This is a genomic window from Sphingomonas sp., assembly GCF_032114135.1.
In the GTDB taxonomy this organism is placed as follows: domain Bacteria; phylum Pseudomonadota; class Alphaproteobacteria; order Sphingomonadales; family Sphingomonadaceae; genus Sphingomonas.
Genome location: NZ_DAMCTA010000001.1, coordinates 1,912,844 through 1,928,610, shown reverse-complemented (window position 1 = coordinate 1,928,610; position 15,767 = coordinate 1,912,844). Strand labels below are relative to the sequence as shown.

At 67.3% G+C, this 15,767-nt stretch carries 11 protein-coding genes; 6 read left to right on the top strand and 5 right to left on the bottom strand.

The window, feature by feature from the left end; genetic code table 11:
* Positions 1–56 precede the first annotated feature (56 nt).
* Positions 57–2,924: an insulinase family protein gene (locus RT655_RS09225; RefSeq protein ID WP_313536269.1), complete on the top strand. Its 2,868-nt coding sequence runs from the start codon at positions 57–59 to the stop codon at positions 2,922–2,924.
* A 57-nt stretch (positions 2,925–2,981) separates the two neighbouring features.
* Here RT655_RS09225 and RT655_RS09220 read toward each other — a convergent pair whose 3' ends face one another.
* The 5 genes from RT655_RS09220 to RT655_RS09200 form a co-directional block, all read right to left on the bottom strand.
* On the bottom strand, positions 2,982–4,241 hold the full coding sequence (locus RT655_RS09220) for an aminotransferase class V-fold PLP-dependent enzyme (protein ID WP_409530250.1): 1,260 nt from the start codon (positions 4,239–4,241) through the stop codon (positions 2,982–2,984).
* Positions 4,241–6,613 carry a TonB-dependent receptor gene (locus tag RT655_RS09215; protein ID WP_313536266.1) on the bottom strand — a complete coding sequence of 791 codons (2,373 nt, stop codon included), beginning with the start codon at positions 6,611–6,613 and terminating at the stop codon, positions 4,241–4,243. The genes RT655_RS09220 and RT655_RS09215 overlap by 1 nt, the downstream gene beginning before the upstream one ends.
* A 137-nt stretch (positions 6,614–6,750) precedes the next feature.
* The gene (locus tag RT655_RS09210; protein ID WP_313536265.1) at positions 6,751–8,535 is read right to left on the bottom strand and encodes an AMP-dependent synthetase/ligase; all 1,785 of its coding nucleotides are present in this window, start codon (positions 8,533–8,535) and stop codon (positions 6,751–6,753) included.
* A gap of 46 nt (positions 8,536–8,581) precedes the next feature.
* Positions 8,582–10,300 (bottom strand): gamma-glutamyltransferase, encoded by a 1,719-nt coding sequence (ggt, locus tag RT655_RS09205; protein ID WP_409530249.1) that lies wholly within the window; start codon positions 10,298–10,300, stop codon positions 8,582–8,584.
* Between the two features lie 39 nt (positions 10,301–10,339).
* On the bottom strand, positions 10,340–11,329 hold the full coding sequence (locus RT655_RS09200) for a quinone-dependent dihydroorotate dehydrogenase (RefSeq protein WP_313536940.1): 990 nt from the start codon (positions 11,327–11,329) through the stop codon (positions 10,340–10,342).
* A 292-nt stretch (positions 11,330–11,621) separates the two neighbouring features.
* Here RT655_RS09200 and RT655_RS09195 point away from each other — a divergent pair, with 292 nt between their 5' ends.
* From RT655_RS09195 to sufC, 5 genes are all read left to right on the top strand, one after another.
* Positions 11,622–12,488: a helix-turn-helix domain-containing protein gene (locus RT655_RS09195; RefSeq protein ID WP_313536264.1), complete on the top strand. Its 867-nt coding sequence runs from the start codon at positions 11,622–11,624 to the stop codon at positions 12,486–12,488.
* Positions 12,489–12,531: 43 nt separating this feature from the next.
* Positions 12,532–13,044, top strand: a complete 513-nt coding sequence (locus tag RT655_RS09190; protein WP_313536263.1) for an SUF system Fe-S cluster assembly regulator — start codon at positions 12,532–12,534, stop codon at positions 13,042–13,044.
* Positions 13,044–14,507, top strand: a complete 1,464-nt coding sequence (sufB, locus tag RT655_RS09185; RefSeq protein ID WP_313536262.1) for a Fe-S cluster assembly protein SufB — start codon at positions 13,044–13,046, stop codon at positions 14,505–14,507. The genes RT655_RS09190 and sufB overlap by 1 nt, the downstream gene beginning before the upstream one ends.
* Positions 14,508–14,598: 91 nt before the next feature.
* Complete coding sequence (locus tag RT655_RS09180) at positions 14,599–15,018, top strand: hypothetical protein (protein WP_313536260.1); 420 nt, start codon at positions 14,599–14,601, stop codon at positions 15,016–15,018.
* A gap of 5 nt (positions 15,019–15,023) precedes the next feature.
* On the top strand, positions 15,024–15,767 hold the full coding sequence (sufC, locus tag RT655_RS09175; protein ID WP_313536259.1) for a Fe-S cluster assembly ATPase SufC: 744 nt from the start codon (positions 15,024–15,026) through the stop codon (positions 15,765–15,767).

Below are 15,767 nucleotides of genomic sequence, written 5' to 3'. Positions count from 1 at the left end.
TCCGGCAGAAAGGTTGCCGGTGGCATGCCGCGCCACTCGCCTCTAGAAAGGGCTTCATGTTCTCACGTCCGCGCATGCCGCGCTTCGCCCTGCTTCTCCTCGCAATCGCTGCTCCGTCGCTTCCCACCCCGGTGCTGGCGCAAGGCCGGCCCGAGGGCGTCCAGGCCGCCGAGGATCCCTGGCTCTACAAGGGCAGCGATCTCGTCCATGACGACAAGTGGAGGTTCGGGCGGCTTTCGAACGGCGTGCGCTACGCGGTCCGCAAGAATGGCGTGCCGCCGGGGCAGATCTCGATTCGGGTGCGGATCGACGCGGGCTCGCTGATGGAGCGCGATTCGGAGCGCGGCTTCGCCCATCTGCTGGAACATCTCAGCTTCCGCGGTTCGACCTATGTGCCCGATGGCGATTCGAAGCGGATCTGGCAGCGGCTGGGGGTGACCTTCGGGTCGGACAGCAACGCCGCGACGACGTTCATCAGCACGACCTACAAGCTCGACCTGCCCAACGCGACGCCCGAGGGCCTCGACGAGAGCTTCAAGATCCTCTCGGGCATGATGGCCAATCCGGCGATCACGCAGGCATCGCTCACCGCCGAGCGGCCGGTGGTGCTGGCGGAGGGCCGCGAGCAGCCCGCGCCGCAGAAGCGGATGCAGGATGCGCTCTACCAGCTGATCTTCGCCGGACAGCCGCTCGCCGATCGCGAGCCGATCGGCACGGTGGAGGCGCTCAACGCCGCCACGCCTGCAAGCGTGCAGGCCTTCCACGATCGCTGGTACCGCCCCGAGCGCGCCACGGTGATCGCGATCGGCGATGTCGATCCGGCGGTGCTCGAGGCGATGATCAACAAATATTTCGCGAGCTGGCAGGGCAAGGGCGAGGCGCCCAAGACCCCCGATTTCGGCAAGCCCGAGTCCGATCACCCGATCGCCGCCAGCATCGTCGAGCCGGCGCTCCAGCCGGTGGCGCTGATGGCGATCGTGCGGCCCTGGACGGTCTATGCCGACACGGTGATCTTCAACCAGAAGCGCATGATCGACATGGTGGCGATCCGCATCCTCAACCGCCGCCTCGAATCGCGTGCGCGGTCGGGCGCGTCCTTCATCGGCGCCGGTGCCGATCTCGACGATATCGCCCGCTCGGCCAATGTGACGACGCTGACCGTGCTGCCGACCGGCGACGACTGGGAAAGTGCCCTGCGCGACGTGCGCGCGACGGGTGCCGAACTGATGGCGGCGCCGCCCAGCCAGGCCGAGATCGACCGCGAGCTCGGTGAGATCGACGCGGTGATGCGCAACCGCATCTCCACCGCGCCGGTCGAATCGGCGGTGTCGCTGGCGGACGACCTTGTCCAGGCGGTCGACATCAACGAGACGGTGACGACGCCCGAGGCCTCCTACGCGATCTTCAAGGGCGCGATCGCGGCGCGAATGTTCACGCCGGCGGCCGTCCAGGCCTCGGCCAAGAAGGTGTTCGAGGGCACCGCGACGCGCGCGCTGGTCAACACCCATGCGCCCGATCCCGACGTGGTCCGCAAGGTGACCACCGCGCTCCAGGCGGACGTGAAGGCGGCGGCGATGAAGCGCCGCGCGCTCAACGTGAAGTTCGACCAGCTGCCGCGCATCGGCGCACCGGGCAAGGTAGTCGAGCGCAAGCGCGTCGACCCCGACCTGGCGATCGACGAGGTTACCTACGCCAATGGCGTCAAGCTGCTCATGCGCGAGGACACCTCCGAAACCGGCAAGGTGTGGGTCAATATCCGCTTCGGCCGCGGCCTGCGTGCGCTGCCGGGCGACAAGCGGGTGCCGGGCTGGGCGGGCAAGACCGCGCTGATGGCCAGCGGCATCGGCAAGTTCGGCCAGGAAGAGCTCGACGCGCTGACCGGCAACCGCCAGATCGGCCTGGGCTTCGACATCGAGGAGGACGCCTTCGTCTTCCAGGCGCAGACCAACAAGCAGGACCTTGCCGACCAGCTCCGCCTGTTCGCGACCAAGCTTGCGGCGCCCGGCTGGGATCCCAACCCGATCACCCGCGCCAAGGCCGCGACGCTCGCCTCCTATGCCGGGCTGTCGGCCTCGCCCGACGCGGTGCTCGGCCGCGACCTCGACGCGCTGCTCCATGACGGCGATCCCCGCTGGGGCGTGCCGAGCCGCGAGGAAGTTTCCGCGCTCACCCCGCAGGCGTTCCGTGCCCTGTGGGAGCCGCTGCTCCAGACCGGCCCGATCGAGGTGGAGATCTTCGGCGACATGAACGCCGATGCGACGGTGCAGGCGGTGGCGGCGAGCTTCGGCGCGCTCAAGCCGCGCGTGGACGGCAAGGAAAGCGGTGCCCCGGTGCGCTTCCCGGCGCACGTCACGACACCCGTGGTGCGCACGCACACCGGCGCGGTGGACCAGGCCGCGGCGGTGATCGCCTGGCCGACGGGCGGCGGCAGCGCCGGCCTCGCCGAGAGCCGCAAGCTCGAGATCCTGACCGCAGTGTTCCGCGACCGGCTGATCGAGCAGCTGCGCATCCAGGCGGGCGTGAGCTACTCGCCAAACGTGATAAGCGACTGGCCGCTGGGTCTCTCCACGGGCGGCAAGATCGCGGCGCTGGGCATGGTGCCGCCGGACAAGACCGACTTCTTCTTCAAGCTCGCCCGCGATATCGCGGCGGACCTGGTGGCGAAGCCGATCGATGCCGACGAACTCAACCGCGCGCTGACCCCGCTCAAGCAGCAGCTGCTTCGCATGTCGAGCGGCAACATGTTCTGGATGAACCTGGTCGAGGGCGGCACCCAGGATCCAGCGCGGATCGGGGGCATGCGCAGCCTGGCAAAGGACTATGCGGCGACCACGCCGGCCGAGCTGCAGGCGCTGGCCGCCAAGTATCTGCGGCCGGACAAGGACTGGACCATGGTGGTGCTGCCGGAAAAGGCGGCGAAGTAACGCTGGCGATACGGCGAGAGGCCGGGGGCGAGCGGATCGCCCCCGGCCTTTTTCGTATCAGCCGTGCGCAAACCGGACGATATCGGGCAGCGCGTCGGAGAGGCGGTCCATGTCGGCCATGCTGTTGAACAGCGCGGGCGTCACGCGGACGCAGGCGCCGCCTGCGATGCCGTCGCGGTGGACGGTGAAGATCCTGTGCTGTTCGAGCAGCCGCGCCGCCAGCCTGGCGTTGGCCTCGCTGCTCGTGACGCCGCGCACCCGGAACGAGGTGATCGCGCCGTGCGAGGCGGGATCGTCGGGCGTCAGTATCTCGATCCCGTCGATCTGCCGTGCGCGCACCACCCAGCGGTCCCGCAAGGCGCGCAGCCGCTCGGCCCGGCGGGTGGTGCCGATCGCCTGCTGGAAGGCGAGCGCTGCCGGCACGGTGAGACTCGCGGCGAAGTCATAGGTGCCGAGATGCACCTTGGAGAACAGCGTGTCCGGTCCGCCTGCTGCGTTGGCCGGATGGCGGCCGATCTTGCCGAGTGCTGCCTTGCGGACATGGAGGAAGCCGACGCCCAGCGGCGCGCCGAGCCACTTGTGCCCGTTGATCGCGACGAAGTCGCAGTCGAGATCGGGCACCGCGAAGTCGAGCTGGCACCAGCTGTGCGCCGCATCGACGATCACGTCCGCGCCCTTAGCGCGCGCCAGTGCGGCGATCTCGCGCACCGGCAGTACCAGCCCGGTGCGGTGGCTGAGATGGGTCAGCAGGATCAGCTTGAGCCGGGGATTTGCCGCCAGCGCCGCGGCATAGGCATCGATCAGCGCCTGACGGCTGGCCGGCTCGGGCAGGGCGATCTTCACCAGCTGCACGCCGCGCGTATGGACAAGGTTCGCCATGCACGCCTGGGCGCTGTCGTAATCGAGATCCGCGATCAGCACCACGTCGCCCGGCTGCAGCCGATTATAGCCGAGGATCAGCGTCTCCAGCGCCTCGGTGGCATTGCGGGTGAGGACCAGTTCGTCCGCGCCCACGTCCATCGCCGCCGCGGCCTCGTCGCGCACCGCGACCAGATCCTTGCTCAGCCCGCGCCGGGCATAGAAGCTGGTGTCGCGGTTCACCCGGGCCAGCTGCTCCTGATAGGCCGCGAAGACCGGCCGGGGCATCATCCCCCAATTGCCGTTCTCCAGCTGGATCACGTCCGCCGGCGGCGTGAACTGCGCCTCGATGCCGCGCCAATAGGGATCGTCGTCCATCGCCCATGCTCCGCTCGAGAGGCCGAGGGCGGGGAGCGCAATGCCCCCCGCCAGTACCGAACGACGATCAAAAGGGGGCATCAGAAGCGCAGCTCCACCCGGCCATAATATTGGCCGCCATCGGTATCATAGGGGGCGTTGCGCGAGTAGATCAGGCCGCGATTGGCCTGGTTGGTCGCCTCCGCCGGATAGGTGTCGAACAGGTTCTCCGCGCCGGCGCGGAGCGTCAGCATCTTGGTGACGTGGACGCTCACCGACGCATCGAACAGCGCGATGCCGCCAAAGCGCTGGAACAGCTCGCCGGTCGCATTGCCGGTCACGTCGGTCCAGGCGCCGTAATAGCGGCCGCGCAGCATCACGCCGACCTTGCCAAGATCATAGCCGAGCGTGCCGGTGGCGTTGTGCTGCGGCAGACGTTCCTGGAAGATGCGGCGCTGGGTATCGTTGGCGATCGACGCGCTGTTGCCGCCGCGTACCTTGGTCTGGTTGTAGTTATAGGCGAGGCTGAGGTTGGCCTTGCCGGGACCGACCCGCCGCGCATAGCTCACCACCACATCGACGCCGCGGGTGCGGGTGTTGAAGTCGTTGGTGAAATAGCTGACCGAGGTGAAGCGATCGGGGTTCGCGAAGCTCGCCGGCACCGCGAAAGTTGCCGATTGGCCAAAGCGATCGTCAACGTCGATCTGGTAGAGGTCCACCGTCGCGCCGAGGCCGAAATCGGTCTGGCCAACCAGGCCCGCGGTCAGCGTGCGCGACTTTTCCGGCTTGAGCGGCTTGGCACCCAGCGCCACCGCGATCGGATCGGTCGGCGACAGGCGGCCCTGGTTGAACACCTGCAGCGTCCTGGTGTCGAGGCCCTGCGTCACCTGGCGCGTGTTGAGCTGCGCCGGCGTCGGCGCGCGGAAGCCGGTGGAATAGGTCAGCCGCGCGGCGAGGCCGTGCACCGGCTCGACGCGACCGGCGAGCTTGTAGGTGAAGGTGTCGCCGAACGCCGAGAAATCCTCGTAGCGGCCGGCGGCGCCCAGCGTCACCTTCTCGACCGGCGCCCATTCGAGATCGACATAGCCGGCATAGCTGCGCTGGCTCCATTGGCCGGCCTGGGCCGGGCTGAAGCCGGGGAAGCCGTTCGAATTGGGAGCCAGGCCGGTCGCCGCACCCGGGCCCACCGCATAGGAGGCGGGGTCGCCGGTGCCGACCCGATAGGTCTCGACGCGCCGCTCGCCGCCGAACGCAATGTTCACCGGATCACCCAGGCCGACGGGCAGGCGGTAGACGAAGTCGCCGTTGAGGTTGAACTCGCGCTGGGTCAGCCTGCCGAGATAGAAGCTGGTCGGACTGTTGGGCCCGAGCGAGGCGTTCAGGCTCTCGCCCAGCGTATAGTCGATGCGGCTCTCGCCCTGCGAGACGCTGAGATCATAGTGGAAGCGGTCGCTGGCGTCGCCGCGTAGCCCGCCCACCGCCTGGTGGTCGGCGAAACGGGTGCCGAAGCGCGGGGTGAAGCCCGCCGGATAGAGCTTGGTGAAGGAGAAGCCGGGGAAGGCGCTGCTCACGCCGTAGACCGAGGCGGTACCCGCCGGGTTGCGCCAGTTGAAGTCGGTCACGCCTTCGCCGCTCTGGGCGGTGCCGAAGGCGTAGAGGGTCGCGCCCTCGACCAGATCGACATGCGCGTTGACCGATCCGGCGATTCGCTCCTGGTCCGGCTGGCCCCAGCGCTGCACCGGGTTGGGCACGGCGAGCGTCGGGTTGGCGGCTTGGAACGAGAGCGCGTCGGGGCGCTGGCGGGTGCGCGAGGTCGCCTCGGCATGGTCGTATTGGCCGGTGAAGACGATCGAGCCGCGGTCGCCCAGTGCGATGCCGCCGCGCAGCCCGCCCTGATATTCGTTGCCGTCGCCAGCATAATAGCTGGAGGCTTGGCCGAACACCGACATGCCCGGCTTGTCGTCGAGCAGCATGTTGATCACGCCGGCGATCGCGTCCGACCCGTACTGCGCCGAGGCGCCGTCGCGCAGCACTTCGACCCGGCCGATGCCGTGCGCCGGGATCGCGGCGAGGTCGGGCGCCTGCGCGCCGCGGGTGCCGAGGAGCGCCGAGCGGTGGAAGCGCTTGCCGTTGAGCAGCACCAGCGTCTGGTCGGCGGAGAGACCGCGCAGCGTCGCGGGGCGGACGAATGCCTGGCCGTCGGCGGCGGGGAGGCGCTGGACGTTGAACGAGGGCAGCAGTTGCGCCAGCGTGTCGTTGAGGTCGCCCGAGACACTCGATTCGAGCATCGCGTTCGACAGCACGTCGACCGGGGCGAGCGTATCGAACTGGGTGCGGGCGCGCTCGCGGGTGCCGGTGACGACGATCTGCTCGCCGCTATCGGGCGCGGCGGGTTCGGTCTGCGCCTGAGCGAAGGCGGCGGGCATGCAGGCGAGCTGCAGCGCGGCGAGCGCGCTGCCGGTGCGGAAGTTCATCGGTTTCCCCTTGGTGGCCGGGACGTCCTGCCGGACGCTTCTCAGTCCCGCCCGCTAGGCGCGTGCGATGACGCAGAAGCGACAGCACCAAGACGGTTCGATGAAATACCAATCTATACCCAATTTGGGAGGCCTGTTCAGTAGAGCTCGTCGAGCCGCTCTCCATATACCGCCTTGAGCACATGCCGCCGAATCTTCATGCTGGGGGTCAGCTGCTCGTTCTCGATGGTGAAGGCCTCGTCCGCCAGGATGAACTTGCGCACGCGCTCGATCACCGAGAGGTCACGGTTCACCCGCTCCACCGCAGCACCGATCGTCGCCTTGAAGTCGGCATCGCGCGAGAGGTTGCGAAACTTGCACGGGGTCGCGGTCTTGGCGCAGAATTCCTGCACCCATTCGGGATCGGGCACGATCACCGCGGTCATATAGGGCCGCTTGTCGCCATAGAGCATCGCCTGCAGGATTTCGGGCTGGAGCGTCAGCATGCCCTCGATTTTCTGCGGCGAGACATTGTCGCCCTTGTCGTTGACGATGATGTCCTTCTTGCGATCGGTGATCTTGATGCGGCCCTTGGCATCGATCTCGCCGATGTCGCCGGTGTGGAGCCAGCCGTTCTTGAGCACGCGCTCGGTCTCGGCCTCGTTGCGCCAATAGCCATGCATCACCAGCTCGCCGCGCACCAGGATCTCGCCGTCCTCGGCGATGCGGACCTCGACATCGTCCATCGGCGGGCCGACCGTGTCCATCTTGAGCCCGACCTTGGGCCGGTTGCACGAGATGACCGGGGCGGATTCGGTCTGGCCATAGCCCTGGAGGAAGGTGAGGCCGAGCGATTCGAAAAAGATGCCGACTTCCGGGTTGAGCGGCGCGCCGCCCGAGACCAGCGCCTTGATCCGTCCGCCGAAGCGCTTGGCAAGCTTGGGACGCAGCGTGGCGTTGAGCAGCAGGTTCATCGGCGCGTCGGCGATACCGGACTTGCCCGCCGCCTTGCGCGCGCCGATCGCAACCGCCTTTTCGAGCAGATAGGAGGCGAAACTGCCCTGTTTCTCGACCTGCTTGGTGATCCGCGTGCGCAGCACCTCGAACAAGCGCGGCACCACGACCATGATGGTGGGACGCACTTCCTCGATGTTCGAGGCGAGCTTTTCCAGCCCCTCCGAATAATAGATCTGCCCACCGAGCGCGATCGGGAAGAACTGGCCGCCGGTATGCTCATAGGCGTGGGAGAGGGGGAGGAAGGACAGGAACACCTCGTCCGCCCAGCCAAAGTCCTCCGAGATGATCGCGGTGCAGCCCTGGCAATTGTGCAGGATCGCGCCGTGATGCTGCATCACCCCGCGCGGCGACCCGCCGGTGCCGCTGGTGTAGATGATGCAGGCAAGGTCTTCGCGCTTGAACGTGGCTTGCGCGGCGGCGGTAGTGGCATCGGTGGGATGCGCGGCAATCAGTTCGCGGAAATCATGGACTTCCAGCGTGCCTTGCTGCGCCAGCCGGACGTCGTCGATGCCGATCACGATCCGACCCGCCGAGGAGCGGAGCATCGCCGGCAGCAGCGTCTTGGCGAGCTTGGTGTTCGAGACGATCACCGCGCAGGCGCCGCTGTTTTCCAGGATATGCTGGTGATCGCGCTCGGTATTGGTGGTGTAGGTGGGGACGGTGACGCAGCCCACGGCCATGATCGCGAGATCGCTGATGCAGAATTCGGGGCGGTTCTCGCTGACCAGCATCACCCGGTCGCCAGGCTTCAGGCCCAGCGCCTTGAGCGCGGTGGCGAGGCTCGCCACCTGCCGCGCCGCTTCCGCCCAGCTGGTCGGATGCCAGATGCCGCCGGCTTTGTGCCAGAGGAACGGCGCGTCGCCCTTCTCCTCGGCCCGCCGAAAGAACATCGCCACCAGATTATCGAAACGTTCGAGCTTGCGCATTCTCTCTCCCCAGCGGGCGCCGCCTGTTACCTGCGTGCGTCCCGCGTCATTCCGACGGGCGGTTGGGCTTGGCGCCCACCCGCTGTATAACCGTTACCGTGCCGTCCTGATCCATCGCCACGCCTTCGCTGCGCGGATCGGCGGCACCGACCCAGCGGCCGTCGACGCGCTCGATTGCATTGGCCTTGAGGCCCATCGGCGCGGCGCGGACGTCCTCGCCCAGCGCGCGCAGCGCCGGCAGCATCGCATCGAACTGGGTGCCCTGCTCGGCGGTGGCGGTCTTGCCCGGCGCATAGAGTAGCCCCAGGCCGATCGCATCCTGCGCGGAAAGCTTCCAGTCGACCACGCCGACGATCGCCTTCGCCACCTGCGCGATGATCGTCGACCCGCCCGCCGCGCCGACTGCGAGGCGCACCTTGCCGTCCGGCCCGAACACCATCGTCGGCGCCATCGAGCTGCGCGGCCGCTTGCCGCCCTCGACCCGGTTGGCGACGAGATACCCGTCCTTCACCGGCACGATGTCGAAATCGGTCAGCTGGTTGTTGAGGATCATGCCGTCGACCGTCAGCCCCGATCCGAACGGACCTTCCACGGTGGTGGTCACTTCCACGACATTGCCCGCGCCGTCGGTCACCGCCAGGTCGGTAGTGCCGGCGACTTCCTGCACCTTGGCCGATACCCGCTTCGGCGCGCCCGGCGGCGTACCGGCGGCGATGCGGGTCATCGTGCTGGCGGGATCGATCAATTTCGACCGGCTGGCGATATAGCGGCGGTCGAGCAGCCCCTTCTGCGGCACCGACACGAAGTCCGGATCGCCGAGATACAGGTCGCGATCGGCATAAGCGAGCCGCGAGCTTTCAGCGAACAGGTGCCAGGCCTTGGCCGAGTCCTTGCCGAGACGCCCCATGTCGAAGCGTTCGAGCTGCGCCAGGATCATCAGCACGGTGATGCCGCCCGAGGAGGGCGGGCCCATTGAACACACCTTGTGGCCGCGATAGCGCCCGCACAGCACCGGCCGGGCCTTGGCGTCATAGGCGGCGAGGTCGCCGGTGGTCATCTGCGACGGATTGCGCGCCGCGCCGTTCACCGCCGCAACGAGCTTGGCCGCCTGCGGGCCGACATAGAAGCTGTCGGGGCCCTGGCTCGCGATGCGCTCGAGCAGCGCGGCCTGGTCTGGATTGCGCACCGTTGTACCCGCCGGCAGTGGCTTGCCGTCGGCACCGAAGAACAGCGCGCGATAGGCCGGATCGACATGACCCGAGAACTGGGTAAGCGAATTGTTCATCCGCGGGCTGAGCACGAAACCGTCGCGCGCAAGGCGGATGGCCGGGGCGAACAGCTTGGCCCAGAGCAGCTTGCCCGACTGGCGATGCGCCAGCGCCATTGCCCGCACCGCACCCGGCACGCCGACGCTGCGCCCGCCGGGCACTGCGGCGAAATGGCTGAGCGGCTTGCCGGCGGCATCGTAGAACCAATGATCGTCGGCGGCCATCGGCGCGGTCTCGCGGCCGTCCACCGTGGTCATCGTCTTGGTCTTTGCGTCGTAGAGCACCAGGAAGCTGCCGCCGCCGAGCCCCGAACTCTGCGGCTCGACCACGCCGAGCGCCAGCATCGTCGAGATCGCCGCGTCGGTGGCGCTGCCGCCCGCGCGCAGGATCTCGACGCCCGCCGCCGCCGCGCGGGGATCAGCGGCGCTTACCATGCCTTGGGCATGGGCGAGCAGCGGCGTGAACAGCAGGAGGAGCAGCGCGACCATTTTCTTCATGGCGTTAGGCGTAACGCGCTTTGCCCGTGAGGCAAGCGGTCAGGCGAATGCCCTGGCGATGCTGCGTGCCAGACCGGGCCCATGATAGACCAGGGCCGAATAGACCTGCACCAGCACCGCGCCCGCGTCGATGCGGCGCTTGGCCTCGTCCGGCCCGTCGATGCCGCCCGCGGAAATCAGAGGCAACTGTCCCCCGGAAATCGCGCGAGTTTCAAGGAGCTTGGCGCGGGCCAGATCCTTGAGCGGCTTGCCCGACAGCCCGCCGGCCTCGTTCGCGCGCTCCGACGCAAGCGGCGGGCGCGAAATGGTCGTGTTGGATACGATCAGCGCGTCGACATGATGGTCGATCGCCGCCCGGACCACGCCCTCCAGCCCGGCCCGATCCAGATCGGGCGCGATTTTGAGAAACAGGGGGGTGCTGCCGCGCGCCGCGTGCGCCGCCGCCAGCAGCTCGTCGAGCGCGGGCCGGGACTGCAGGTCGCGCAAGCCGGGTGTGTTGGGCGAACTGACATTGATGGTGACATAGTCCGCATGCGGCGCGGCCTTGCGCACGCCGATAGCATAGTCGGCGACCCGATCGCTTGAATCCTTGTTGGCGCCGACATTGATCCCGAGCACGCCCGGCGCCCATCGCAGTCCCGCGATGCGCGCGAGCGCTGCGTCGATGCCGCCATTGTTGAAGCCCATGCGATTGATGACGGCCTCGTCTTTGGGAAGCCGGAACAGGCGGGGACGGGGGTTGCCAGGCTGCGGCTTCGGCGTGAGTGTGCCGACCTCGACCGCACCGAACCCCAGCCCGAACAGGCCCGAAATCGCTTCGGCATCCTTGTCGAGCCCGGCGGCGACGCCGACCACGTTCGGAAACGTCAGGCCGGCGATCGTCACGGGATTGCCGCGTTCGGGGCCGCGGGCAAACGGCGTGCCTGCCTTGCCCCAAACCGAAAGCGCGCGAATCGCGGCGCGGTGCGCCTGTTCGGCGTCGAGCGAAAAGACTGCTTTTCGAAGAATCTTGCCCATGCCTGCCCTCATGCATTGCAAGGCAAACGTCGTCAAAGGCCGGAATGTCGATTCCGTACAATACCGGGCCTCCCGAATCGGGTAGAGCATCCCTGCGACCCGAGGGGTTCCGCTTAACGGGGGGAACCCTTTCCTTTGGGCCCGGCCGGGCAACCGGCCGGGCCTCTTTTCCGTTGCGCTTTCCGCGCCGCCATGCTCCAGATGTGCGACGAACCGAAGCACGGGGGAACAGCTTCGCATGCGGGGCGACGAGGAGGGCCAGCTTGCACTAGCCGCGCGCGGTAGCGCGGGGGCACGCCCGCCATTGAATATTCGCTTTCAGCCGTCTGCGGGCCGGCTGATACCGCACGTCGAAAGCTTCTATCTCGCGCATATCGATGCGCCGTGCATCGAGGGGGTCGAGCGCGTCGATCTTGGCCAGTGGCGCTTTTTCCTGGAGGGGGAGGGCATGGTCCATTTCCCGAACGGGCACGGCGAGACAACGCTGCCGGTGGTGGTCAACGGCCCCGGTACCGCGCACTGGACCTACCGTATCCAAGGGCCCTTCCGCTGCTTCGGCATCTCCTTGCGGGGTATCGGCTGGCGCACGTTGGTCGGCCGCCCGGCGAATCTCGTGGCGGACCGGCTGGTGGACGGGGGCGAGATCTTCGGGGCGGAGGTCCACGCGCTGCACGCGCAGCTCCGCGACCTCGGCACGCTGGAGGAGATGGTTGCCGCGGTCGAACCCTTCCTGCTCCGCCGGATCGACTCCGCGCGACGTGTACCCAAGGCGCATGTCGCCTTCCTCCGCATCGTCCGCGAATGGGCGGCCTCGGGCGATCCGACGATCGATGCGCTGTACGACGCCATGGAAGCCGAAACCGGCATGGGCCAGCGCCAGGTGCAGCGGCTGTGCAAGGAATATTATGCCGGTCCCCCCAACCATCTGCGGCGAAAGTTCCGCGCGATCGGCGCCGCGATGCGCATCCACCAGGGCGCGCCGCTCGACGAGGTGATGGCGCCCTTCGCCGATCAGTCGCACATGATCAACGAGATCAAGCATTTCACCGGTCAGACGCCCGGCCTGCTGCGCGACGGCATCGATCCGGTGCTGGCCGCCACGCTCGAGAACGAGAAGTTCCACTTTCTCCCTGACGTGATCCCAGAGACGGTTGACCTCGGCGACCGCTAGGCCCACATGCCCAATCGGATCAACTTTGTCCGATTGGGAGTCGATGCGTCTTTCGAGCCTTGCCGACTATGCCGTGGTGATGCTGGCCGCTGCCGCGCGTCAGTGCGGTGCGTCGTGCCGGCTCAACGCGACGCTGCTTTCCACCGAAACGGGATTGCCGCTGCCTACCGTGCAGAAGCTGGTGAGCAAGCTTTCCGCCGCCGGCTTGATAGAAAGCGCGCGCGGTACCGGTGGCGGTTTCCGACTCGCCCGCCCCCCTGCAGCGATCAGTCTCGCGGACATCGTCGAGGCGATTGAGGGGCCGATCGCGCTCACCACTTGTGTCGATACGGCGCGGCATGATTGCGCCGTTGAGGGCAATTGTCGGGTAAAGCCGCATTGGGGCGTGGTGAGTGATGCGGTCCGCTCGGCGCTCGCGCAGGTCAGCCTTGCCAGTCTCAGCAGCCCGCCGGCGCTTGCGAGCGCCGCCCTACCGGTGCATGGGCTCGCGCCTTCCGCTTCCGACCTTTCTTCTCCTTCTCCGGTGCTCGCCGGGGAAAGCCAGGTATCTTTCTGATGGCCACCAAGAATGCCGAGGCGCTCGCCGCCGCGAACAAGAAGTATGAATGGGGCTTCGCCTCGGACGTCGAACAGGAGTTCGCGCCCAAGGGGCTGAGCGAGGATACCGTCCGCTACATCTCGGCGAAGAAGAATGAGCCCGAATGGATGCTCGACTGGCGCTTGAAGGCCTTCCGCCTGTGGCAGACGCTGGAGGCGCCGGACTGGGCCAAGCTCGACGTGCCGCCGATCGACTATCAGGACGCGTATTACTACGCCGAGCCGAAGCAGAAGAAGACGATCACCAGCCTCGACGAGCTCGATCCGGAAATCCGCCGGACGTACGAGAAGCTCGGCATTCCGATCGAGGAGCAGAAGGTGCTCGCCGGCGTCGAGGGCGCGCGCAAGATCGCAGTCGATGCGGTGTTCGACAGCGTGTCGGTCGCCACGACCTTCCGCGCCGAGCTGAAGGCAGCGGGCGTCATCTTCCTGTCGATCAGCGAGGCGATCCGCGAATATCCCGAGCTGGTCCAGAAATGGCTCGGCAAGGTGGTGCCGCAGCGCGACAATTATTTCGCCACGCTCAACAGCGCGGTCTTCTCCGACGGTACCTTCGTCTATGTGCCGGAGGGCGTGCGCTGCCCGATGGAGCTCTCCACCTATTTCCGCATCAATGCGGAGAATACCGGCCAGTTCGAGCGCACGCTGATCGTCGCCGACAAGGGCGCGTACGTCTCCTATCTCGAAGGCTGCACCGCGCCGATGCGCGACGAGAATCAGCTGCACGCCGCCGTCGTGGAACTGGTTGCGCTAGACGATGCCGAGATCAAATATTCGACCGTCCAGAACTGGTATCCGGGCGATGAGAACGGTGTCGGCGGCATCTACAATTTCGTCACCAAGCGGGCGCTGTGCCAGGGCCGTAACTCGAAGGTGAGCTGGACCCAGGTCGAAACCGGCTCGGCCGTGACCTGGAAATACCCCAGCTGCGTGCTGGCGGGCGAGAACAGCGTCGGCGAATTTTACTCGGTGGCGGTGACCAACAATCGCCAGCAGGCCGATACCGGCACCAAGATGATCCATCTGGGCAAGGGCAGCCGCTCGACCATCGTATCGAAGGGCATCTCGGCGGGGCGCAGCGACAACACCTATCGCGGCCTGGTTCGCGTCGCGGCGAGCGCGGAGAATGTCCGCAACTTCACCCAGTGCGACTCGCTGCTGCTCGGCGACCAGTGCGGCGCGCACACCGTGCCCTATATCGAGGTGAAGAACCCCAGTGCGCAGATCGAGCATGAGGCAACCACCAGCAAGATCAGCGACGATCAGCTGTTCTACGCGTTGCAGCGCGGGCTGGATCAGGAAGCTGCGGTGGCGCTGATCGTCAACGGCTTCGCGCGCGAAGTGCTGCAGCAGTTGCCGATGGAGTTCGCGGTCGAGGCGCAGAAGCTGCTCGGCATCTCGCTCGAAGGATCAGTGGGGTGAGCCGCCCCGCTGCCCCCGCTCAGCCTGCGCTCATGTCGGCTGATGTAGTGACGACGCAGGGCCGCGTTCCGGGCCTGCAGGAGTATCGTGCATGTTGAACGCCCTTCTTGCCGCAGCCTTCGCCCTTCAGGGCGGCGTCGCGATCGACAGCGCGGCCCAGTTCGGCGCGGCGACCAACCATGCGCGCTGCATCGTCCGCGCGATCGGCACCGCGCCGGCCGACGCGGGTGCGCGCGCTGCCAAGGTCGACGGCGCGATCAAGCAGTGCCGTGACTTCCTCGATTCCGACTTCCAGGCCGGCCGCCTGCTGCTCAACGATCGGCCCTACCAGCCGAGCGCGTGGCGCAAGCTGACCCCGGTGCTCGACGCGATCGAAGCCGACATCAAGGCCAGCGTCACTGCGCCCAAACAGTACAAGATCATGTGGAAGCTGCCCGGCGGCACGCTGGTCGATGCCTATGACGCGGGCGTCAAGCCCAACACCCTCTCTCTCGTGACCGTGGCGATCTGAACCCCATGCTGAACATCCAGAACCTGCACGCCGAAGTCGACGGCAAGGAAATCCTCAAGGGCCTGACCCTGTCGCTGAACGCGGGCGAAGTGCACGCGATCATGGGGCCCAACGGCGCCGGCAAGTCGACGCTCGGGTACGTCCTCGGCGGTCGTAATGGCTATGAGGCGACCAGCGGCAGTGTTGATTTCGACGGGCAGGATCTGCTGGAGCTGGCCCCGCATGAGCGGGCCGCAGTCGGTCTGTTCCTCGGCTTCCAATATCCGGTCGAGATCCCCGGCGTGTCCAACGTCCAGTTCCTGCGCGAGGCGGCCAACGCCCAGCGCCGCAATCGCGGCGAAGCCCCGCTCTCGGGCGCCGAGTTCCTCAAGCTGGCGCGTGCCCAGGCGGCAGCGCTCGGCATGGATGCGGAGATGCTCAAGCGGCCGGTCAATGTCGGCTTCTCGGGTGGCGAGAAGAAGCGCAACGAGATGGTGCAGATGGGGATCCTTAACCCCAAGCTCGCGATCCTCGACGAGACCGACTCCGGCCTCGACATCGACGCGCTGAAGGCCGTGGGCGAGGGCATCAACCGCATCATGCGTGCGCCCGACAAGGCGGTGCTGCTGATCACCCATTATCAGCGCCTGCTCGACTATGTGCAGCCAGACTTCGTCCATGTGCTGGCAGGCGGCCGCATCGTCCGCTCGGGCGGGCCCGAACTCGCGCTGGAGCTGGAGCGCGAAGGCTATGGAGCGCTGGCGGCGTGA

Bases quoted from the DNA above. Each gene is read 5' to 3' on its own strand.
- RT655_RS09225 (WP_313536269.1), top strand. From the start codon at position 57: ATGTTCTCACGTCCGCGCATGCCGCGCTTCGCCCTGCTTCTCCTCGCA.
- RT655_RS09220 (WP_409530250.1), bottom strand. From the start codon at position 4,241: ATGCCCCCTTTTGATCGTCGTTCGGTACTGGCGGGGGGCATTGCGCTC.
- RT655_RS09215 (WP_313536266.1), bottom strand. From the start codon at position 6,613: ATGAACTTCCGCACCGGCAGCGCGCTCGCCGCGCTGCAGCTCGCCTGC.
- RT655_RS09210 (WP_313536265.1), bottom strand. From the start codon at position 8,535: ATGCGCAAGCTCGAACGTTTCGATAATCTGGTGGCGATGTTCTTTCGG.
- ggt (WP_409530249.1), bottom strand. From the start codon at position 10,300: ATGAAGAAAATGGTCGCGCTGCTCCTCCTGCTGTTCACGCCGCTGCTC.
- RT655_RS09200 (WP_313536940.1), bottom strand. From the start codon at position 11,329: ATGAGGGCAGGCATGGGCAAGATTCTTCGAAAAGCAGTCTTTTCGCTC.
- RT655_RS09190 (WP_313536263.1), top strand. From the start codon at position 12,532: ATGCGTCTTTCGAGCCTTGCCGACTATGCCGTGGTGATGCTGGCCGCT.
- sufB (WP_313536262.1), top strand. From the start codon at position 13,044: ATGGCCACCAAGAATGCCGAGGCGCTCGCCGCCGCGAACAAGAAGTAT.
- RT655_RS09180 (WP_313536260.1), top strand. From the start codon at position 14,599: ATGTTGAACGCCCTTCTTGCCGCAGCCTTCGCCCTTCAGGGCGGCGTC.
- sufC (WP_313536259.1), top strand. From the start codon at position 15,024: ATGCTGAACATCCAGAACCTGCACGCCGAAGTCGACGGCAAGGAAATC.